The organism is Pseudomonas sp. GW821-FHT07G10, from assembly GCF_059418545.1.
The window spans coordinates 58,466-80,115 of record NZ_JBWKQB010000011.1 but is presented as its reverse complement, the minus strand read 5'-3'; the positions used below and the strand labels follow the sequence as shown (position 1 = coordinate 80,115).

General features: G+C 59.5%; 21 protein-coding genes. 16 read left to right on the top strand and 5 right to left on the bottom strand.

Annotated elements, in window-relative coordinates; all coding sequences use genetic code 11:
* Window positions 1–41: 41 nt before the first annotated feature.
* Complete coding sequence (gene bioB, locus AC07O1_RS14570) at window positions 42–1,097, bottom strand: biotin synthase BioB (RefSeq protein WP_495011980.1); 1,056 nt, start codon at window positions 1,095–1,097, stop codon at window positions 42–44.
* Between the two features lie 90 nt (window positions 1,098–1,187).
* Between bioB and AC07O1_RS14565 the strand changes: the two genes are divergently transcribed.
* The 5 genes from AC07O1_RS14565 to rarD all read left to right on the top strand — a co-directional run bounded on the left by AC07O1_RS14565 (window position 1,188) and on the right by rarD (window position 7,170).
* Window positions 1,188–1,928, top strand: a complete 741-nt coding sequence (locus tag AC07O1_RS14565) for a ComFC family protein (protein WP_495089156.1) — start codon at window positions 1,188–1,190, stop codon at window positions 1,926–1,928.
* Window positions 1,929–1,992: 64 nt separating this feature from the next.
* Window positions 1,993–2,757, top strand: coding sequence for a TOBE domain-containing protein (locus AC07O1_RS14560; RefSeq protein ID WP_495089155.1), 765 nt, complete (start codon window positions 1,993–1,995; stop codon window positions 2,755–2,757).
* Window positions 2,758–3,037: 280 nt separating this feature from the next.
* A complete protein-coding gene (locus AC07O1_RS14555; RefSeq protein WP_495089154.1) occupies window positions 3,038–4,939 on the top strand; it encodes a PhoX family protein in 1,902 nt (633 codons plus the stop codon).
* A gap of 185 nt (window positions 4,940–5,124) precedes the next feature.
* Window positions 5,125–6,099 carry a serine/threonine protein kinase gene (locus AC07O1_RS14550; protein WP_495089153.1) on the top strand — a complete coding sequence of 325 codons (975 nt, stop codon included), beginning with the start codon at window positions 5,125–5,127 and terminating at the stop codon, window positions 6,097–6,099.
* A 183-nt stretch (window positions 6,100–6,282) separates the two neighbouring features.
* Complete coding sequence (gene rarD / locus AC07O1_RS14545; protein WP_495022756.1) at window positions 6,283–7,170, top strand: EamA family transporter RarD; 888 nt, start codon at window positions 6,283–6,285, stop codon at window positions 7,168–7,170.
* A 224-nt stretch (window positions 7,171–7,394) separates the two neighbouring features.
* Here the strand turns inward: rarD and AC07O1_RS14540 are convergent, their stop codons facing one another.
* A complete protein-coding gene (locus tag AC07O1_RS14540) occupies window positions 7,395–7,913 on the bottom strand; it encodes a glycine cleavage system transcriptional repressor (RefSeq protein ID WP_494990601.1) in 519 nt (172 codons plus the stop codon).
* Window positions 7,914–8,404: 491 nt separating this feature from the next.
* On the opposite strand from AC07O1_RS14540, the gene AC07O1_RS14535 reads away from it, so the two are divergent.
* Complete coding sequence (locus AC07O1_RS14535) at window positions 8,405–10,582, top strand: malate synthase G (protein ID WP_495022755.1); 2,178 nt, start codon at window positions 8,405–8,407, stop codon at window positions 10,580–10,582.
* A 190-nt stretch (window positions 10,583–10,772) separates the two neighbouring features.
* Here the strand turns inward: AC07O1_RS14535 and AC07O1_RS14530 are convergent, their stop codons facing one another.
* Entirely contained in the window at window positions 10,773–11,219 is a 447-nt protein-coding gene (locus AC07O1_RS14530) for a response regulator (RefSeq protein ID WP_494990603.1), read from the bottom strand.
* 405 nt (window positions 11,220–11,624) lie between these two features.
* Here AC07O1_RS14530 and AC07O1_RS14525 point away from each other — a divergent pair, with 405 nt between their 5' ends.
* From AC07O1_RS14525 to AC07O1_RS14515, 3 genes are all read left to right on the top strand, one after another.
* On the top strand, window positions 11,625–13,565 hold the full coding sequence (locus AC07O1_RS14525) for a putative nucleotidyltransferase substrate binding domain-containing protein (RefSeq protein WP_495089152.1): 1,941 nt from the start codon (window positions 11,625–11,627) through the stop codon (window positions 13,563–13,565).
* Complete coding sequence (locus AC07O1_RS14520) at window positions 13,562–14,269, top strand: 3'-5' exonuclease (RefSeq protein WP_495022754.1); 708 nt, start codon at window positions 13,562–13,564, stop codon at window positions 14,267–14,269. The genes AC07O1_RS14525 and AC07O1_RS14520 overlap by 4 nt, the downstream gene beginning before the upstream one ends.
* A gap of 164 nt (window positions 14,270–14,433) precedes the next feature.
* Complete coding sequence (locus AC07O1_RS14515) at window positions 14,434–15,063, top strand: glutathione S-transferase (protein WP_495089151.1); 630 nt, start codon at window positions 14,434–14,436, stop codon at window positions 15,061–15,063.
* 81 nt (window positions 15,064–15,144) lie between these two features.
* On the opposite strand, the gene rloA2 is transcribed toward AC07O1_RS14515, so the two are convergent.
* Window positions 15,145–15,642, bottom strand: coding sequence for a retropepsin-like aspartic peptidase RloA2 (gene rloA2, locus AC07O1_RS14510; RefSeq protein WP_494990607.1), 498 nt, complete (start codon window positions 15,640–15,642; stop codon window positions 15,145–15,147).
* Window positions 15,643–15,954: 312 nt separating this feature from the next.
* Here rloA2 and yihG point away from each other — a divergent pair, with 312 nt between their 5' ends.
* Window positions 15,955–16,842, top strand: coding sequence for a 1-acylglycerol-3-phosphate O-acyltransferase, YihG family (gene yihG / locus AC07O1_RS14505; protein WP_495089150.1), 888 nt, complete (start codon window positions 15,955–15,957; stop codon window positions 16,840–16,842).
* Between the two features lies 1 nt (window position 16,843).
* On the opposite strand, the gene AC07O1_RS14500 is transcribed toward yihG, so the two are convergent.
* Window positions 16,844–17,410 (bottom strand): DUF2780 domain-containing protein, encoded by a 567-nt coding sequence (locus AC07O1_RS14500; protein ID WP_495089149.1) that lies wholly within the window; start codon window positions 17,408–17,410, stop codon window positions 16,844–16,846.
* Between the two features lie 235 nt (window positions 17,411–17,645).
* On the opposite strand from AC07O1_RS14500, the gene AC07O1_RS14495 reads away from it, so the two are divergent.
* From AC07O1_RS14495 to AC07O1_RS14470, 6 genes are all read left to right on the top strand, one after another.
* Entirely contained in the window at window positions 17,646–18,239 is a 594-nt protein-coding gene (locus AC07O1_RS14495; RefSeq protein WP_494990610.1) for a fasciclin domain-containing protein, read from the top strand.
* Between the two features lie 55 nt (window positions 18,240–18,294).
* Window positions 18,295–18,939, top strand: coding sequence for a sigma-70 family RNA polymerase sigma factor (locus AC07O1_RS14490; protein ID WP_495089148.1), 645 nt, complete (start codon window positions 18,295–18,297; stop codon window positions 18,937–18,939).
* A complete protein-coding gene (locus AC07O1_RS14485) occupies window positions 18,936–19,610 on the top strand; it encodes an anti-sigma factor (protein ID WP_494990612.1) in 675 nt (224 codons plus the stop codon). The genes AC07O1_RS14490 and AC07O1_RS14485 overlap by 4 nt, the downstream gene beginning before the upstream one ends.
* Window positions 19,611–20,071: 461 nt before the next feature.
* On the top strand, window positions 20,072–20,344 hold the full coding sequence (locus AC07O1_RS14480; protein WP_494990613.1) for a hypothetical protein: 273 nt from the start codon (window positions 20,072–20,074) through the stop codon (window positions 20,342–20,344).
* A 298-nt stretch (window positions 20,345–20,642) separates the two neighbouring features.
* On the top strand, window positions 20,643–20,822 hold the full coding sequence (locus AC07O1_RS14475; RefSeq protein WP_495089147.1) for a hypothetical protein: 180 nt from the start codon (window positions 20,643–20,645) through the stop codon (window positions 20,820–20,822).
* A gap of 163 nt (window positions 20,823–20,985) precedes the next feature.
* Window positions 20,986–21,633, top strand: a complete 648-nt coding sequence (locus AC07O1_RS14470) for an RHS repeat-associated core domain-containing protein (RefSeq protein ID WP_495089146.1) — start codon at window positions 20,986–20,988, stop codon at window positions 21,631–21,633.
* Window positions 21,634–21,650 lie beyond the last annotated feature (17 nt).

Below are 21,650 nucleotides of genomic sequence, written 5' to 3'. Positions count from 1 at the left end.
CCGCTATCGCGAGCAAGCTCGCTCCTACAGGGGGGCGAGGTTCAAACAGCGGCGTTATAAAACTGCTCGCTGCTCTTCTGTTCCACCAGCGCCTGCTCGATGGCCGCCTGATGCACTTCGTCAGCGTGCTCTTCGCGAGCTTCCGGCAGGATGCCCAGGCGCGAGAACAGTTGCATGTCCTTGTCAGCCTGCGGGTTGGCGGTGGTCAGCAATTTATCGCCGTAGAAAATCGAGTTGGCACCGGCAAAGAAGGCCAAAGCCTGCATCTGCTCGTTCATCGCCTCACGGCCAGCGGACAGACGCACGTGGGACTGCGGCATCAGGATTCGCGCAACCGCCAGCATGCGGATGAAGTCGAACGGGTCGACGTCATCGGCGTTTTCCAGCGGCGTACCGGCGACTTTTACCAGCATGTTGATCGGCACCGACTCCGGATGCTCTGGCAAGTTGGCCAGCTGGATCAGCAGATTGGCGCGGTCATCGAGGGACTCACCCATGCCGAGAATGCCGCCGGAGCAGATTTTCATTCCGGAGTCACGCACGTACGCCAGCGTTTGCAGGCGCTCGCCGTAAGTACGAGTTGTGATGATGCTGCCGTAGAACTCGGGCGAGGTATCCAGGTTGTGGTTGTAGTAGTCCAGACCGGCCTGGGCCAGGGCTGCGGTCTGGTCCTGATCGAGACGGCCAAGAGTCATGCAGGTTTCCAGGCCCATGGCCTTCACGCCTTTGACCATTTCCAGCACGTAGGGCATGTCTTTGGCCGACGGATGTTTCCAGGCTGCACCCATGCAGAAACGGGTCGAACCAATGGCCTTGGCGCGAGCGGCCTCTTCGAGGACCTTCTGCACTTCCAGCAGTTTTTCTTTTTCCAGACCGGTGTTGTAGTGACCGGACTGCGGACAATATTTGCAATCTTCCGGGCAAGCACCGGTTTTGATCGACAGCAGCGTCGAGACTTGCACGCGATTGGCGTCGAAATGCGCGCGGTGCACCGTCTGCGCCTGGAACAGCAGGTCATTGAAGGGCTGAACGAACAGCGCTTTGACTTCGGCTAAAGACCAGTCATGACGCAGGTTGGCAGTGGTGCTGGCGCTCATTGGCAATTCCTTGTTTATGCTTGGCAAGCGGCTGCGGCATGTAATACCCACAGACGCGACACGGATGTTCGGCATATTTAAGGAAGAGACATGCACTGTCAACCACAATACAAAGGACCGGTTTACATCTGGTCAAAAAACAAACAGACCTGTTTGCTCTGTGACGAACTCACCGACACCCCTCACCCCATCTGCACACCTTGTGAAAGTGAGCTGCCCTGGCTCGGTGATCACTGCCAGGTTTGCGCCCTGCCCTTGCCCATGGCCGGTTTGACTTGCGGCCAATGTCTGAAAAAGCCCCCGGCCTTTCAACAGGTCGTAACACCCTTTACTTACAGCTTTCCGATCGACAGCTTGATTACCCGTTTCAAGCACAACGCAAAGTGGCCGTTTGGGCGCTTGCTGGCCGAACTACTCAGCCAATCGCTGCAACATCGCTTTGATGAGGACCTCGCACGGCCCGAGGCCCTGGTCCCTGTGCCCTCGGCCAACAAGCGCCTGCGCGAGCGCGGCTACAACCAGGCGGCGATGCTCGCTCACTGGCTCGGCGACAGCCTGAACCTCCCCTGCGATGAACGCCTGCTGCTGCGGACTCAGGACACTGCCGCGCAACAGGACCTGGATGCCAAGGCGCGCAAACTCAACCTGCGAAGGGCATTCACCCTGCTGCCCGATGCGCAGATCAAAGGTCGGCACCTGGCGTTGATCGACGATGTACTGACCACCGGCGCCACCGCCGAAAGCCTCGCCCGCTTGTTAATGAACGCGGGAGCCCGACGGGTCGACGTCTATTGCCTGGCCAGAACCCCCAAACCCGGCGAGTTGACCTGACTTGACTCTCACGCGCCAAGGCGCCAACGTCCAACCCCATCAATACAGCTCGTAGCGCGCCGCCATGTCCTTGCCCACGCTTTTGACTCAACACATCGTCCGTCGTCCACAGCGCATCGCCTTGCTGCAACACATTGCCGAGCAAGGCTCGATCACACGCGCCGCAAAAAGCGCGGGATTGAGTTACAAGGCGGCCTGGGATGCCATCGATGAGTTGAACAACCTCGCACAGAAGCCTTTGGTCGAACGCAGCGTCGGTGGCAAGGGCGGCGGTGGCGCGAAGTTATCCACAGAGGGTGAGCGGGTATTGCGGCTCTATCAACGTCTGCAAGCCTTGCAAGCTCAGGTGCTGGAGGCCGCGGAAGATGCCAGTGACCTGGACCTGCTCGGCCGTTTGATGCTCAGGACCAGCGCGCGTAATCAACTGCACGGCAAGGTCGTGGCCATCGACAGTCAGGGGCGCAATGATCTGGTCCGCCTGGAGCTGGCCGAAGGACTGACGATCCAGGCGCAGATCACCCACGACAGCACCCTGCGATTAGAGCTGGAAATGAGCACTGAAGTGGTGGCGTTGATCAAGGCTGGCTGGCTCGATTTGCTGGCTATCGATCAGGCTGCAACACCTGGACACAATTGCCTGAGCGGGATTATCGAAGAAATTCTCGACGCCGAAGACGGCCCCAGCGAGGTACGGATCGCCCTGCCTAACGGGCAAACCTTATGTGCGTTGGCCGAGCCGTTACACCTTAGAACCTTGGTGCTGGCGACTGGAAAACCCGTCCTGGTGCAGTTCGCACCGTCCAACGTATTGCTCGGCACACCGCTATAACCAAGGGCGGACGCATATCCCGTAGCAGCTGCCGAAGGCTGCGTCCGGCTGCGTGTAGCAGCTGTCGAGCCTGCGAGGCTGCGTTCGGCTGCGCAGCAGTCGTAAATTCAGGCACTGCAATTCTGACCTTTTATTGAGTTAACCGGATTGCGAGTGCTTCGCCCTCGGACGCAGCCTTCGGCAGCTGCTACGGGGGCTCGGCGCAGCTTGAAAAATTATTGAAACATTTCCTTCATCGGCGCTCGTTAAGGTGCCTGCAAAAACCTGCAGGGAGCTTGATGTGAATCTATTGGAAGAAAACCAGCCCACCGACCTCGAAAAAATTGTCGGCCTAAGCCGCCGCGGCTTTATCAGTGCCGGCGCCCTGTGTGGCGCGGCGATGTTTCTGGGCGGCAACCTGCTGAGCCGCAGCGTTCTGGCCGCCAGCGTCAGCACCGGCTCAAGCGAACTGCTGGGTTTCAACAGCATTGCCACCGCCACCAGCGACACCATCAGCCTGCCGCCGGGCTACACATCGTCGGTACTGATCAGTTGGGGCCAGGCGTTGCAAAAGAACGGCCCGGCTTTCGACCCGAGCGGCAATGGCACAGCCCAGGCCCAGGAAGTCCAGTTCGGCGACAACAACGACGGCATGAGCCTGTTCGCCTTCCCCGGCGACCATGACCGTGCGCTGATGGCGATCAACAACGAATACACCAACTACCGCTACCTCTACCCCCATGGCGGCATGCCCCAGTCGGCGGAAGATGTGCGCAAGGCTCTGGCCAGCGAAGGCGTCTCGGTGATCGAAGTGCAACGCAAAAACGGCCAGTGGCAATTCGTCCAGGGCTCGCGCTACAACCGCCGCATACACGGCAACTCGCCGCTGCGCCTGAGTGGCCCGGCCGCCGGGCATGACCTGTTGAAAACCAGCACCGACCAGCACGGCAAAAAAGTCCTCGGCACGTTCCAGAACTGCGCCAACGGCAAAACGCCGTGGGGGACCTATCTGACCTGTGAAGAGAACTTTACCGACTGCTTTGGCAGCAGCAATCCCGAGCAGAAATTCGACACCGCGCAGAAACGCTATGGCGCGGTAGCGACCAGCAAAGAAATCAACTGGCATCAACACGACCCGCGTTTCGACCTGGCGAAAAACCCCAACGAACTCAACCGTCACGGCTGGGTCGTGGAGATTGACCCCTTCGACCCACAGTCAACCCCGGTCAAACGCACCGCCCTTGGCCGCTTCAAACATGAAAACGCCGCACTGGCCGAAACCAGCGACGGTCGCGCCGTGGTGTACATGGGCGACGATGAGCGCGGCGAGTTCATTTACAAGTTCATCAGCCGCGACAAAATCAATCACCGCGACCCGAAAGCCAACCGCGACCTGCTGGATCACGGCACGCTGTATGTTGCGCGTTTCGATGCCGGCGACGGCAACCCGGATCATCCAAAAGGCCAGGGTCAGTGGCTTGAGTTGACCCACGGTAAAAACGGTATCGATGCCGGCAGCGGTTTTGCCGACCAGGCGCAAGTGTTGATCCACGCGCGCCTTGCCGCCAGCGTGGTCAACGCCACACGCATGGACCGTCCGGAATGGATCGTCGTCAGCCCCAAAGACGGCCAGGTCTATTGCACCCTGACCAACAACGCCAAGCGCGGCGAAGACGGCCAACCGGTCGGCGGCCCGAACCCGCGGGAGAAGAACGTCTACGGGCAGATTCTGCGCTGGCAGGAAAACCACGACGACCACGCGGCCATGAGCTTTTCCTGGGATCTGTTTGTAGTGGCGGGAAATCCTGCCGTACATGCCGGTAGACCCAAAGGCGGCTCGTCGAACATCACCCCGCAGAATATGTTCAACAGCCCGGACGGCCTGGGTTTCGACAATGCTGGCCGACTGTGGATTCTCACCGACGGCGACGTCAGCAACAGCGGAGACTTCGCTGGCATGGGCAACAATCAGATGCTCTGCGCCGATCCGGCCAGCGGTGAGATCCGTCGGTTCATGGTCGGCCCGGTGGGTTGCGAAGTAACCGGTATCAGCTTCTCGCCGGATCACAAAACGCTGTTCGTCGGTATTCAGCACCCGGGCGAGAACGGCGGTTCGACCTTCCCGGAGCACTTGCCCAACGGCAAGCCGAGGTCGTCGGTAATGGCGATCACCCGTGAAGATGGCGGAATCATCGGCGCGTAACGATCGTTCCCTACGCTCTGCGTGGGAATGCAGCCAGTGACGCTCTGCGTCACTGCCGAAGCGATTGCTGCGCGTCCAGTGAGACATTCCCACGCAGAGCGTGGGAACGATCAACCACTAAAGACGCTCCGTCTGCGCTACCATGTCTGGCCGGACGCGGCAGCCTGCTGCGCGCAGGAGTCAGCATGGCCCATCCGTTTGAAACCCTTACACCCGACCTGGTGCTCGATGCTGTTGAAAGCATCGGCTTTCTCAGCGACGCCCGTATTCTGGCGCTCAACAGCTACGAAAACCGCGTTTACCAGGTCGGCATCGAAGACTCCGAGCCGCTGATCGCCAAGTTCTACCGCCCACAGCGCTGGACCAACGAGGCGATCCTCGAAGAACACCGCTTTACCTACGAACTCGCCGAATGCGATGTTCCAGTGGTAGCCCCCATTGTGCACAACGGCGAAAGCCTGTTCGAACACGCGGGTTTTCGTTTCACCCTGTTCCCACGCCGTGGCGGCCGTGCGCCAGAGCCGGGCAACCTGGATCAGCTGTATCGCCTCGGGCAATTGCTCGGCCGTTTGCATGCGGTCGGTGCCACCCGTCCATTCGAACACCGCGAAGCCCTCGGGGTGAAAAACTTTGGCCAAGATTCACTGACGACCTTGCTCGAAGGCAATTTCATTCCTCGCAGCTTGCTTCCTGCCTACGAGTCGGTCGCCCGCGATCTGCTCAAGCGGGTGCAAGAGGTCTACCAGGCCACGCCCCATCAGAACATCCGCATGCACGGTGACTGCCACCCCGGCAACATGATGTGCCGCGATGAAATGTTCCACATCGTCGACCTCGACGACTGCCGCATGGGCCCGGCGGTGCAGGATGTGTGGATGATGCTCGCCGGCAACCGTCAGGAATGTCTCGGTCAGCTGTCCGAATTGATGGACGGCTACAGCGAGTTCCATGACTTCGACTCGCGTGAGCTGGCGCTTATCGAACCGTTGCGTGCTCTGCGTCTGATGCACTACAGCGCCTGGCTGGCCCGACGTTGGGATGATCCGGCATTCCCCCGCAGCTTCCCGTGGTTCGGTACGGAGCGTTATTGGGGCGATCAGGTATTGGCATTGCGCGAGCAGCTTGCGGCGTTAAACGAAGAACCTCTGAAATTGTTCTGATCCCTTGTAGGAGCGAGCTTGTTCGCGATATGGACGTTAACGATAACGCGTGTTTTCTGAATAAACGCGTCGCCCTTGAGTCCATCGCGAGCGAGCTCGCTCCTACAAAAAAAGCGAACACGACACATCTATACAACCACCCTACAATCACTGCTTTGTTAGCTGCCTAAGCAAGGATTCTGCATGCAAGCCGCCAACCCGCGTCGCGGGTACACTCTGGGTCTGACCGCCTACATCATTTGGGGACTGTTCCCGCTCTACTTCAAAGCCATCGCCAGCGTGCCCGCTGTGGAAATCATCGTCCACCGGGTGCTCTGGTCTGCGCTGTTTGGCTCACTGCTGCTATTGGTCTGGAAGCACCCTGGCTGGTGGCGCGAACTGCGCGAAAACCCGCGGCGACTGGCGATTCTGGCCTTGAGCGGCATGCTGATCGCGGCCAACTGGCTGACCTATGTGTGGTCGGTGAATAACGGCCGCATGCTCGAAGCCAGTCTCGGCTATTACATCAATCCGCTGGTGAACGTGCTGCTGGGCATGCTGTTGCTGGGCGAGCGTCTGCGGCGCATGCAGTGGTTGGCAGTGAGCCTGGCGACCATTGGTGTGGCGCAGCAAGTCTGGCAAGTCGGCAGCCTGCCGTGGGTATCACTGATACTGGCGCTGACCTTTGGTTTCTATGGACTGATCCGCAAGCAGGCACCGGTCAAGGCGTTGCCCGGGCTGGTGGTGGAAACCTGGATGCTGGTACCGATTGCCCTTGCATGGTTGCTGCTCAACCCGGTAGCGACCAGCGCTCAGGTTGAGTTCTGGGGGACTTCCCAAGCGTGGTGGCTGGTGGCCGCAGGGCCAATCACCCTGGTGCCGCTGGTGTGTTTCAACGCGGCGGCACGACACTTGCCCTACACCACCCTGGGCTTCCTGCAATACATAGCGCCGACCCTGGTGCTATCGCAGGCAGTGCTGTTGTTTGGCGAGCATTTGTCTTCAAGCACCTTGATCGCATTCGTGTTTATTTGGGCAGGTCTGGCAATTTACAGCGTGGATGCCTGGATCAGCCTGCGCCGGCGCGCCTGATCAAAAAACACACAAAGCTCTGCAGGCCACGATTGACGTGGCCTGCAAGCATCTTTCCCAAGGTTATCCACAGCGTGATCCCCGCCGTCTGTGCACAAGCCCTTGAAACTGTTCGTTTTTTGCTCAGTTCCTGAAGAACCCCGGCCGGCCCGGGCTTGCGGTGCATCTCTACAGGTTATCCACAGGCAGGTGCACGTTTTACTTGGATAACCTTTGCCTCTGGCTTACACCTCGCTACGCAGCACCAATTCGACCATCAAGTCATCCGCCAGAGTTTCCAGGCGCGCCTGCAATACATCCAGGGACAAGGTCAACGGCACCGCCAGAATGGCTTCGGCATGGAACAGCGGTTCGCTACTCATGGGTGCCGGCCGCACATCAGTGACCAGCCGCTCCAGGTTCACACCCTGTTCGGTCAACAGCCGCGTGATATCGCGCACAATCCCCGGCCGGTCATTGCCCACCAGCTCCATAGCGATCGGCTTCCAGGTGCAGGATTGCTCGATACTGCTTTCGGCAATCATCACGCGGATACCTTGCTCTGACAGCCCTTGCAGCGCATCCACCAATTCATCATAGGCTTCGGCCGGCACGCCGACCCGCAGGATCCCGGCGAATTGCCCAGCCATGCGCGACATACGACTTTCCAGCCAGTTGCCGCCGTGCTCGGCAATGCACTGGGCGATGCGCTCGACCTGACCGGCTTTATCCGGGGCGAATACGGTAAGTACGAGGTGGTCCATGGCGCAGCCCTCTTGTCATGACTTTTATTATAGAAGGGCAAGTATAGGCAAGCCTTGCATCCATGCGGTCAAACTGCCTTGCTGCTTACCCTGTAGGAGCGAGCAAGCTCGCTCCTGCAGAAAACTAATCGTGTACTGTTTTTATATTTATCTGGAACAATCCAATAGTTTTTTGAGAACATCCTGTCCCCCAGCGTGACCGGATAGCTGGCTTAAGTCGCTAAACGACGTATTTAGTCTAATTTTCACAACCGCAATTCATCATGTAGTATGCCGTAGCGCGCACTACATAACGTTGGATCGATGTCTGCCAAGGCGCCATCGCAACCCCGAAAAGCCCTATCAGCAAGGCTTGGAGCCGTTGATTGGACCCACCCAGCCGCCAGCAATGGCATGTACTGGTGCGGGGGTTTGTGGTTTAAATGGCCAGAGGCTTCATTGTTAAATTGAAGAGCTGAAAAGCGAAATAGCTGAGCAGAGTGAGGCAAGCAATGACTGAACACGTTCAAGTCGGTGGCCTGCAGGTCGCCAAAGTCCTGTTCGACTTCGTGAACAACGAAGCCATTCCCGGTACCGGCCTCACCGCCGATAAGTTCTGGGCCGGTGCTGACAAGGTCATTCATGACCTGGCACCGAAGAACAAAGCCCTACTCGCCAAACGCGACGACCTCCAGGCGCGAATCGATGCCTGGCACCAGTCCCGAGCAGGCCAGGCCCATGACGCCGTGGCCTACAAAGCCTTTCTGCAAGACATCGGTTATCTGCTGCCAGAAGCGGCCGATTTCCAGGCAACGACGCAAAACGTCGACGACGAAATCGCTCGCATGGCCGGTCCACAACTGGTCGTACCGGTGATGAACGCCCGCTTCGCCCTCAACGCCTCGAACGCTCGCTGGGGCTCGCTGTACGACGCGTTGTATGGCACTGACGCCATCAGCGAGGCCGATGGCGCAGAGAAAGGCAAAGGTTACAACAAGGTCCGTGGCGACAAGGTCATTGCCTTCGCCCGCGCCTTCCTCGACGAAGCCGTGCCATTGGCGGCCGGCTCCCACGTCGACTCCACCGGCTACAAGATCGTCGACGGCAAACTGGTGGTCAGCCTTAAAGGTGGCAGTAACAGCGGCCTGCGCAACGACGCACAGCTGATCGCCTTCCAGGGCGACGCCGCGGCGCCGTCCGCGATCCTGCTGAAAAACAATGGTCTGCACTTCGAAATCCAGATCGACGCCAGCTCCCCCGTCGGCCAGACCGACCCTGCCGGCGTCAAAGACCTGCTGATGGAAGCTGCGTTGACCACCATCATGGACTGCGAAGACTCGGTCGCCGCTGTCGATGCCGATGACAAAGTGGTGATCTACCGCAACTGGCTCGGCCTGATGAAGGGCGACCTGTGCGAAGAAGTGTCCAAGGGCGGCAAGACTTTTACTCGCACCATGAATGCCGACCGCCGCTACACCGCGCTCGACGGTAGCGAACTGAGCCTGCACGGCCGTTCCCTGCTGTTCGTGCGTAACGTTGGCCATTTGATGACCATCGACGCGATTCTCGACAAAGACGGCAACGAAGTGCCGGAAGGGATTCTCGACGGTCTGGTCACCAGCCTCGCAGCGATTCACAGCCTCAACGGCAATAGCTCGCGCAAAAACAGCCGCACCGGCTCGGTCTACATCGTTAAACCGAAAATGCACGGCCCGGAAGAAGCGGCGTTCACCAACGAGCTGTTCGGTCGCATCGAAGAGGTTCTCGACCTGCCACGCAACACCCTCAAAGTCGGCATCATGGACGAAGAGCGGCGTACCACGGTCAACCTCAAGGCCTGCATCAAAGCGGCCAGCGAGCGTGTGGTGTTCATCAACACCGGTTTCCTCGACCGCACCGGCGATGAAATCCACACCTCCATGGAAGCGGGCGCGATGGTGCGCAAAGCGGCCATGAAGTCAGAGAAGTGGATCGGCGCCTACGAGGACTGGAACGTCGATATCGGTTTGAGCACCGGCCTGCAAGGTCGCGCCCAGATCGGTAAAGGCATGTGGGCCATGCCCGACCTGATGGCCGCGATGCTCGAGCAGAAAATCGCTCATCCGCTGGCCGGCGCCAACACTGCCTGGGTGCCATCGCCGACCGCAGCTGCACTGCACGCGCTGCACTACCACAAGGTCGACGTGTTCGCCCGTCAGGCCGAGCTGGCCAAGCGTGGTCGCGCGTCGATCGACGATATCCTGACCATCCCGTTGGCGAGCAACACCCACTGGTCGGCCGAAGAAGTCCAGAACGAACTGGATAACAATGCCCAGGGCATCCTCGGTTATGTGGTGCGTTGGATCGACCAAGGCGTGGGTTGCTCGAAAGTACCGGACATCAACGACGTCGGCCTGATGGAAGACCGTGCCACGCTGCGTATTTCCAGCCAGCACATCGCCAACTGGTTACGTCACGGCATCGTCAATGAGGCCCAGGTACTGGAAAGCCTCAAGCGCATGGCGCCGGTGGTTGATCGCCAGAACGCCAACGACGCGCTGTACCGTCCGCTGGCACCGGACTTCGACAGCAACATCGCCTTCCAGGCGGCCGTCGAACTGGTAATCGAAGGCACCCAACAGCCGAACGGTTACACCGAGCCGGTCCTGCACCGTCGCCGCCGCGAGTTCAAGGCCAGGAATGGTCTGTGAATAAGCGTTAGCGGTAGATAACAAAAAGCCCTGATCGCAAGATCAGGGCTTTTTTGTGTTCGCTTGGATTGTGCAGTGAGTCCATCGCGGGCAAGAACTAGGCGTCCCCCCTGCTCCTACGGACTGCATGTACCTGTAGGAGCGAGGCTTGCCCGCGATGGCGATATGACAGGCAACCTAAATTCGCCCCCTACGGCACCACTCCCAGCTCATGCTTCACCAGCGCCAATAACTGGCCAGCATCGATCGGCTTGAGCAGGAAATCCACCACACTCAAGTGCATCGCATCAATGGCATCGCGGACATCGGCGTCCCCGGAAATGATGATTATTGGCAGCTCCGCCCGCTCCGACTCGCGCACCTTGCGTATCAAATCCAGACCATTGCACGGTGCCATCCGCAGATCGGTGATGAGCAGACCAATCGATTTATTCGAGTCCAATAGTTCCAGCGCCGCTTTGCCGCTGGCTGCGGTCATGCAGCGAATGCCATCCAGACCAAGAATTTCCGCCAACAGCTCGCGCGCGTCCTTATCGTCATCGGCGATCAACACGCGCTGCGGCGGCAGATCCGGTTCCAGCATGACGGCGCTCAGCGCCTCGCGCTCGGCATCACTCAAAATATCGTGGTCAGACATACGTTTCTCTACGTTTTCTAATCAATCCCCTAGCACAGTGGTCTGACATCGCTAAGCCAGACTCCAATGTGCACTTCGTCGGATAATTTTCCAAGAGGGCTTATGAAAGGTTTTTCGCACTTATTGCGTAAGACAACTCTTACTAGTGGCCTGTGTGGCTAGTTCGTTAGCTCAAATTCGGATGCCGGCGGCCCAGAGCCAAGGCGCTGTGACGAGTCATAGCCCGCTATGGCGAGGAACAGCAACGCAGGATATGGGCTGCTGGCGCCGAAGTTGACTAACAGAACTAGCCACACAGGCCACTAGTACAGCGGCTACATAGACTTACGTCCAATGGGCACCCTGCGTAGAGGGGCCGACCATGGCTAATGATCTGACAACGACAATTCAAAAAAGACTGCGGTAATGGTTATGAGTAAAGCGGATGCCTTCACCCAGGCAGGGAAAACCGCGGTGTTGCAGAACATCCACGGCACCATGCAATTCCTTCAGCGGTTCCCGCCGTTCAATCAAATGGAAAACGCTCACCTGGCTTACCTGGTCGAGCAATGCCGGCTGCGCTTCTATGCGCCGGGCGACAGCATCATCAAACCCGCCGACGGGCCGGTTGAGCACTTTTATATCGTCAAGCAAGGGCGAGTGGTCGGTGAACGCCCGCACCCCGCCAAGGGCGGTACCGAAACCACCTTCGAAATCACCACTGGCGAGTGTTTCCCGCTTGCCGCACTGCTCGGCGAACGTGCGACCCGCACCGAACACCTGGCGGGGGAAGACACCTTTTGCCTGCAACTGAACAAGTTGGCCTTTATCAAGTTGTTCGCGCAATCGAGCCCGTTCCGCGACTTCGCTCTGCGCGGGGTCAGCAGCCTGCTTGATCAGGTCAACCAGCAAGTTCAGCAAAAAGCCGTGGAAACCCTCGGCACCCAGTATTCGCTCAACACCCGCCTGGGCGAGTTGGCCATGCGCCACCCGGTGTCCTGCAGTCCGATGACGCCATTGCGCGAAGCGGTGACGCTGATGCACGAGCAGCAGGTCGGCAGCATCGTCGTGGTCGATGAACAAAAAGCCCCAATCGGCATTTTCACCCTGCGCGACCTGCGCCAGGTGGTCGCCGATGGCACCAGCGATTTCAACCAGGCCATCGAACAGCACATGACCCAGGCGCCGTTTTTCCTGACGCCGGATCACAGTGCCTTCGATGCTGCAATTGCCATGACCGAACGGCATATCGCGCATGTCTGCCTGGTCAAGGATCAACGCCTGTGCGGCGTGGTCTCGGAGCGTGATCTGTTTTCCCTGCAACGGGTCGATCTGGTGCAACTGGCGCGGACCATCCGCAACGCGCCTCGGGTGGAAAACCTGGTGGCGATTCGCGGCGAAATCGGCCAACTGGTGGAGCGCATGCTCGCCCACGGCGCATCCTCGACCCAGATCACCCACATCATCACCTTGCTCAACGACCATACGGTGTGCCGCGTTATCGAGTTGACGCTGGCGGACAAGGGCGACCCCGGTGTGCCGTTCAGTTGGCTGTGTTTTGGTAGCGAAGGTCGTCGCGAGCAGACGCTGCATACCGATCAGGACAACGGCATTCTCTTCGAAGCGAAAGACGCCGCACACGCCGCCGAGATCCGTAGCAAGTTGCTGCCACTGGCGCAGCAGATCAATCAGAGCCTGGCGCTGTGCGGTTTCACGCGGTGCAAGGGCAACATCATGGCCGGCAACCCCGAGCTGTGTTTGTCTCGTGCCGAGTGGGCCCGGCGTTTTGCGGCGTTTATCCGTGAAGCGACTCCGGAGAACCTGCTGGGCTCGAGCATCTATTTCGACTTGCGGGTGGTCTGGGGTGATGAGCAGGGCTGTGAGCAATTGCGCCGTAACATTCTCCTGCAGGTTGCCGACAACCCTCTGTTCCAGCGCATGATGGCGCAAAACGCCTTGCGCCATCGCCCGCCCGTGGGGCGTTTGCGCGAGTTCGTCCTGGCCCGCAAAGGCAACGAAAAAGCCACACTGGATCTGAAAGTTCAGGGGCTGACCCCCTTCGTCGACGGCGCACGACTGTTGGCTCTGGCCAACGGCATTGAAGCCAACAACACCCTGGAACGCTTGCGCCAACTGGTAGCCAAGGAGGTTATCGAACGGCTGGACGGTGCTGCCTATGAGGAGGCCTACCACTTCATCCAGCAAACCCGCATGCAGCAACATCAGCTGCAATCGCGCGAAAACCTGCCCTACTCCAACCGGGTCGATCCCGACAGCCTCAATCACCTGGATCGGCGAATCCTGCGTGAGTCATTGCGCCAGGCCCAACGTCTGCAAAGCAGCCTGATGCATAGGTATCAGCTATGAACCTGTTCTCCTGGCTGCGTCTCAACAGCCCGACACTGACCGCCGAGCAGAAACTGCGACTGGAGCGCTTGGCGGTCCCCCCGGAGCCGGGCGAATGCAGCCTGCGCGAGCAGCGTTGGGTGGTGCTCGATCTGGAAACCACCGGGCTGAACCTGAACAAGGATCTGGTGCTGTCCATCGGCGCGGTGGTGATTGAGGACGGCGCTATCGATTTCAGCCAGCAATTCGAGCGAACCCTGCAGCGCCCTGAGCACAAACTCAGCCCCAGTGTGCTGATCCACGGTCTGGGTCCCAGCGCCATCGCCGCCGGGAGCGATCCGGTCGAAGCCTTGCTGGACTTCATGGAGTTCGTCGGCGACAGCCCGTTGCTGGCCTTCCATGCGCCGTTCGATCAGCACATGCTCGGGCGAGCCTTGAAGGACAGCCTGGGTTATCGCTTGCAGCATCCATTTCTGGACATCGCGGACATGGCGCCGCTGCTCTGTCCCCAGGTGCACATCCGCGAAGCCGGACTGGATGACTGGCTCAAGCATTTCAAATTGCAGGTCGGCGAACGCCACCACGCCAGCGCCGACGCCCTGGCCACCGCCGAACTGGCGTTGATCCTGTTCAGCCGTGCCCGGCAGCAGCAGATTCATAGCCCGCTGAATCTGCAACAGCGCCTGAGCCAGTGGAAACGCCGGCAGCAAGCGCATTCGTTTTAACAAATAATCGCCGGCCCCTACGGGGAGGTGGTCACCCCCAGGATGAAGGTGCAGGAGCGAGGCTTGCCCGCGAAGCGATTCCACCAGCGACACAGAACCCTCGCCAGCAGCCCCGGAACTTACTAGGCTAAACCCCTGTTCCCTGATCACCGCCGAGGAAAGCCATGTTCACCCCCAGCATGACCTTGTTCCACAACCCTGCCTCGCCCTACGTTCGCAAAGTAATGGTGCTGCTCCACGAAACCGGTCAACTGAACCGTGTGGCGCTGCAAAACAGCCAACTCAGCCCGGTCAGCCCGGACGCTGCCCTCAATCAGGACAACCCGCTGGGCAAAATCCCGGCCCTGCGCCTGGCCGACGGCAACGTGCTGCACGACAGCCGGGTGATTCTCGATTACCTCGACCATCAACACGTCGGCAATCCACTGATCCCCCGTGATGGCTCGGCCCGTTGGCGGCGCCTGACCCTGGCCTCGATGGCCGATGGAATCATGGATGCCTCGGTGCTGGTGCGCTATGAAGTCGCCCTGCGCGCCCCGGAAAAACACTGGGACGAGTGGCTCGAAGCCCAACGCGACAAAATCCGCCGCGCCCTGGCCGTTCTTGAGCAAGACGCCATCGCCGAACTCACCTGCCATTTCGACGTCGCCGCCATCAGTGTCGCCTGCGCCCTCGGTTACCTGGACTTCCGCCACCCGGACCTGAACTGGCGCGCAGCCAATCCGAAACTCAGTGCCTGGTATGCCGAAGTCAGTCAGCGACCGTCGATGATCGAAACTCAGCCGCCGGTTTGAACTCAGTACTGATCGTCCCCACGCACCAGCGTGGGTGCGATCAAAAACTACTCATGAATCAGGCCCAGCGGTAAAGCCGAATCAGCAATCGGGCTTATCCGCCGTAAAGCGCCGCGCCGGGTTCACTGCCGCGCCGAACCCACGCAACGCCTTGGCGCCGATCAGTAGCGGGTAGTTGAAGCTGCTGCGGTCAGTCAGGTTGACCTCGACGGTGCGTTTGACGTTGCCCAGGCACAGTTCCAGATCGACGACCGGGCGCCTGCTGACTTCGCTCACGCCGTCGTCTTCTTCATCGGCGCGGTTTTTGATTTTGCTGATCCGCGCGATCTTGTGCTCATAGACCTTGCTGCTTGCGCCCTTGGTCGCCAGGCGGAAACGCACCCAGTTTTCGCCATCACGGGTAAAAGTCTCGATGTCCTTGGCCGACAGCGATGCGGTCAGGGCCCCGGTGTCCATTTTGGCTTGAAGGGTCTCACCGAGCTCCGGCAGCTTGATGTATTCGTAGCGCCCGTAAAGGGTCGGCTCGGCGGCCATGACCGGCAGGGCCAGGAGGGACAACAGAACAAGAACGGATTTCACGGTGGGAGGGTTCCTTGGGGGAATGGGGCGATGACGTCGAATTCTAGACCGCAAAAAGCACAGTAAGTTAGATCGTTCCCACGCTCTGCGTGGTAACGCAGCCCGTGACGCTCTGCGTCACAAGAGCGGACGCAGAGCGTCCAGCGAGGCATTCCTTTGCGGCGCGTGGGAACGATCATCCAAGGGATCGGCGTTGCAATTCGAAAACCACCCTACCCAACCAAAGGTGAAACATTCGTCAGTGCGTCAGCATTTGGCCTCTGACCCCAAGCTGCTTATCATGGCGCGCCCTGATGATCTCAAGAGTTATTTATGCGCCGCCTGCTCACCGGCAGTTTCGTTACCCTGCTGCTGTTGCTCAACACCCTGGCCCTGTTCGGACCGCTGATGGTGTTTGCCCTGTTCAAACTGATCCTGCCCGGCCGCCTGCGCGATTACGCCTCCTGGGCGGTGATGTGGATCGCCGAAACCTGGGCCGAAATCGACAAGCTGATCTTCGCCCGGTGCATCCCCACCCAATGGGACATTCGCGGCGGTGAAGGTCTGCGGCAGGACACCTCCTACCTGGTGATCAGCAACCACCAGTCCTGGGTCGACATCCCGGCACTGATCCAGACCCTCAACCGACGCACGCCGTTCTTCAAATTCTTCCTCAAGAAAGAATTGATCTGGGTGCCGTTTCTCGGACTCGCCTGGTGGGCGCTCGACTACCCGTTCATGAAGCGCTACTCCAAGGCGTTTCTGGCCAGACACCCGGAGCTGCACGGCAAGGATCTGGAGATCACCAAAGTCGCCTGCGAGCTGTTCAAGCGTCAGCCGGTGACCGTGGTCAACTACCTGGAAGGGACCCGTTTCACCCCGACCAAACGGGCGCAGCAACATTCACCGTTCGCCCATTTGCTCAACCCCAAGGCCGGCGGCGTGGCCTTCGTGCTGGCGGCCATGGGCGAACAACTGGATGCGGTTTTGGATGTTACTGTGGTTTACCCGCAGGAAAAGATCCCGGGCTTCTGGAGTTTGATCAGCGGTGATGTGCCCAAGGTGATCATCGACATCCAGACCCGAGAGCTGGACCCGGCGTTGTGGCAGGGTGATTACGAAAACGATCCGGTGTTTCGCCAGACCGTCCAGAACTGGGTCAACCAGCTCTGGACCGAGAAGGACCAGCGCATCGACGCCTTGCGCGCCGAGCGTCGTTGAATCAGCTACCGGCGCCCCAGATCCCGCCCAGGCTTTGCAGCAGCGAACCGCCAACGCCCTGCTGACCGAGGAATTGCAAAATCACCGGGGCAAACAGGCCGACCATTCCGCTGTCCATGCCCAAGGCGCCGAAGGCATTGTTCAGGTCGTTGGTGTCTTTGACATTGCCCAGCAGGCCGTCCAGCAATGGTGATTGGCCAGACTGGCCGCCGAGCATTGTGCTCAAACCACCCAAGCCGCCCAATGCACCGTTACCCGTGAGCTGATCCAGGCCCGGCACGCTTTTGCCCAGCAGCGAATAATCACTGCTGCTCAGCTGATTTCTCGCCAGCCCGAGCATCGCGCCGGTACCGCCGATCGCCTGTTCCGGAGTGATATTGAGCTGCGAACCGAGCGTGTCGAGCAAACCGGCCGCTTGCGGTATTGCCGCGACCGCTGCGTCGCCGCTCTGATTGCCTTGCGCACCGGAGACTGCGTTGGCCACATCGCTCAGGTTGAAAGCGGCGAAAACCGGGCTTGCCGCCAGGGTCATGAGCGAAGCCAGTGCAATACCGCGTGAAATCTTCATCGAAACAACCTCTTGGGCCATGAATGCCACCCAACGGGTGGCGCAAAACAGTCCGTTGGACTGGCAAGGACCAGGATTGTTCCCCGCGTCTGCTGCGTTGCGCCAGCCGTTCGGCAAGCCTTGTGGAGTCCAGCCGAAATAAATTTTCCGCGCACCGCATCCAGTGTTCGCCCGCCTGCGTATATCAAGCACGGACAGACATTCCTGGCCGATTCTCCTAATAAGGATCATCACCATGAAACGCACTTCGATTAAAACCCCGCTGATCGCCAGCCTGCTGACCCTGGCCCTTTCCAGCAGTTTGGCCCTGAGCACCGCACAAGCAGCCGACATGAGCCACGACAGCGTGATGGTCGGTGGCCAAAGCATGATGCCGAGCAAAGACATCATTGATAACGCCGTCAACTCAGCCGACCACACCACCCTGGTCACCGCCGTGAAAGCCGCCGGGCTGGTCGACACGCTCAAAGGCAAAGGTCCGTTTACCGTGTTCGCACCGGTCAACTCGGCGTTCGCCGCCCTGCCCGCCGGCACCGTCGACACCCTGCTCAAACCGGAAAATAAAGCCACCCTCACCCATATCCTTACCTACCACGTGGTCGCCGGTAAGCTCGACATGACGGAGCTGACCAAACGCATCAAGGCCGGTGGCGGCAAGGCTGAACTGACCACCGTCAGCGGTGGCAAGCTTTGGATCATGATGAACGGCCCGCACAACATCGTGCTCAAGGATGAGAAAGGCGTCACCGCCGACATCACCACCTATGACGTTAACCAGTCCAACGGCGTGATCCAGGTCATCGACAAAGTGCTGCTGCCTAAAAGCTGAGCATTGATGCCGGCCCTGCGCATCAGGGCCGGCGTTTGCTTTGAGGGACCTGCCCGTGAATGGAACAACGGCGCGCCGTGAACTAACCTCTGCCTGCAACCGGCACAGCGCGCAGCCAACCGCCTCTATATCGTCAACCTGGAGAACCGTCATTTCCACCGACGACGCCGATCAGCTCAAACAGCTTCTGGCTCAGTGTTCACTGGGCGATCGAGGCGCGTTTGAAACCCTCTACCGCCGCGTTGCCCCGCGTTTGCACGGCGTGGCGTTGCGTTTCATGGGACATCGCGATCTGGCTGAAGATGTGCTGCAAGAGAGCTTCGTGCGGATCTGGAACAACGCGTCACGCTACCAGGCGCACCTGTCGGCGCCACTGACCTGGATGATCAACATCACCCGCAATCAGGCCATCGACCAGTTGCGCAGGCATCGTGACCGGGCTCTGAGCAAATTCGCGGAGCAATCGCTGGTCGACGACGCCCCTACTGCCCAGGAACTGTTGAGCAATGCGCGCGACGTCAGAGCCTTGAACCGCTGCCTGGAGAACCTCGAAGGCATGCAGCGTCAATCGATCACCGTCGCCTACTTTCAGGGCTTGTCGTGCTCTGAGCTGGCCGAACAGTTGGCCGCGCCATTGGGCTCGGTCAAGTCCTGGATTCGCCGCGGTATGGAGCGCCTGCGCAGGTGCCTTGAAGCATGAACGACCTGACCCCCCGCCTGCGCCGCGCGCTGGCCGCCGACTACGCCATTGGCTTGATGCCCGCTGCGGCCCGCCGGCGTTTCGAACAACTGCTGCGCGAGGATGCCGCGCTGCGCGCTGAACTGGCCCGGTGGCAGGAAACCCTCGTCAGCCTGAACGAGCCGCTGGTCGAAGAGCCGGTGCCGGATCGTGTATGGCGGGCCATCACCGCGCGCATCGAACCGCAGCGATTACATGTGCCCGAGAAACGCCCGTTCTGGAATTGGCTACGCGTCACGGCTGCGGTGTGCTCGCTGCTGGTGGCCGTGACCCTGGGCATTCTCTACACCCGCGACGACGCCCGTTACAGCGCGACACTGCTCAGTGCTACCGAACAACCTGCGCTGCGGATCAAGGCCCATGACGACTACCTGCAAGTCGAGCCGCTGACCCTCGCCGCCGTAACGCCTGGGCGCAGCCTGGAATTGTGGGCCATTCCGGCTGATGGCAAACCCATCTCCCTTGGCCTGCTACCGGCTGACGGCAAAGGCCGGATCAACCTGAGCGAAGAGCAGCAAATCCTGCTCGGCACACCGATTGCGTTGGCCGTCAGCCTTGAACCCCAAGGCGGCTCGCCGACCGGACAACCGACCGGGCCAGTGTTGTATCAGGGGCCGTTGGCGGCGTTGTAGGTTGCAGTGATCGTGTTGATCGTTCCCACGCTCCCGCGTGGGAATGCAGCCCGTGACGCTCTGCGTCACATCCAAGAGCGGACGCGGAGCGTCCAGTGAGGCATTCCCACGCGGAGCGTGGGAACGATCAGGCACGATCAGGCAGCTCAGGTCTTACACCTTTCTCGGAAATCCCCTCACGCGCGCGCCTTGCACCGCCCGAAGCATGAAGCTTATAGTCCGCCCGTCGCCCACATGGCGACCGGGTTTGGCGACCCGAGGAATAAACGGTCAAAAGCTTACTGCTTCTTTGGCAGGATCTTTTGCACCCGCAAGGTTGCGTTATGGCAGCTGTGCGTGGGAGACCTTCGGGTCTGCCGGTTTTTCCGTATGTTCCCGGTTCGCCAACCCGCGTACAGCTGCCACCCTTTCGTTTGGCGACGATTGAGTGGTGGCTCTAACCGAACTGCGGAGTTTTACCCATGAACCGATACATGCCCATCACCGGCATCGACAACGACTTCCACTCCCTGCTCATCGACACCCAGGCACCCCTCGACGTGCTCCACGACACGGCCGCCTACCGCATCCGCGCCGTGACCCAGTTACTGGAAAACCTTGCCCTGCGCGAAGAAATCAGCAGCGACGCGCTGGTCCTCCATGACTTCGCCCGAGTCCTCGCCATCCCCCTGCGCGACGGCTGCGACTTGATGGACGTGATCGGACGGCGATTGCAGGCGCAAGCTTCGGCATAAAAAACTCACGCCGATCGTTCCCACGCTCCCGCGTGGGAATGCAGCCCGTGACGCTGTGCGTCACATCCAAGAGCGGACGCAGAGTGTCCAGTGAGGCATTCCTTTGCGGCGCGTGGGAGCGATCAACCCGCTTCTGAGACAGTCAACCGCCCGTCCGAAACACCAGACTCGTCGATGCGACCTGTAATTTCTGACAGTAGACGAAACATCATCCAGGACTTAAAACTTTATCAACAGGGTTTCACCCCTACAGACGGATACCTTGCACATCACTGTCTAACTAATAAAAGGAACTTAAATGATTACTTACATCTACACCGCCCGCGCGGTTAATGGCACTCACAGTAACCAATATGGATCAGTGGACGCAGACACCCCCAAAGAAGCAAAAAAGAAAGTCAAAGGCAAATTCACTTATCCAGTGAAGGTCGAAGTTATAGTGTTCCCAGAAGCGGTGACAAAAAACAGACTTATTTAAAGCACTCACCTCAAACCTCGATTTAACCTCGCGGCCCATCGTCGATGGTTGATGATTTCGGCCTCTCTACAGCCCGCCCCTAGCAGTTCTGCTAGTAGGCAGCGTTGGCCAATTCAGGGAGAGTAATAACCTGAATCGACGCACCTCTCAGGGAATTCATCCCATGCCGACGAACCGCGAAACCCTGCTCTGCCGCTACCACTACGACCCACTGGATCGCCTCGCCGCTTGCACGCCATCGGCGCAGGCCAGCACCCAGCGCTTCTATCTGAAAACCCGTCTGGCCACAGAGATTCAGGGCTCGGTGCAGCGCTCGATTTTTCAGCAGGAAGATCAACTGCTGGCGCAACAACAGCGCCAGGGCAGCGCCGTCGAAACCACCTTGCTCGCCACCGATCACCAGCGCTCCATATTGAACGCACTCGACGCGACGCAGCCACATCCCCTCGCCTACACACCCTACGGCCATAGCGCCCCGGAAAACGGCCTGCTGGGCTTCAACGGCGAACGCCCGGACCCGGTGACCGAGCACTATGTGTTGGGCAATGGCTATCGGGCGTTTAACCCGGTGTTGATGCGGTTTAACAGCCCGGACAGTTTGAGTCCGTTTGGGGAGGGTGGATTGAATGCGTATGTGTATTGCGCTGGGGATCCGGTGAATCGGAGCAATCCGACAGGGCATATTTGGGCGTGGGTGAAGTATGTATTAAGAAAGCTTGGGGTTATGAGAAAGGCTACACAAAAACCGATCAGCGTCCCCGACTCTAGCAGTTCTGCTAGTAGGCAGCCTTGGCCAATTCGGGGAGAGTAATAGCCAGAATCGACGAG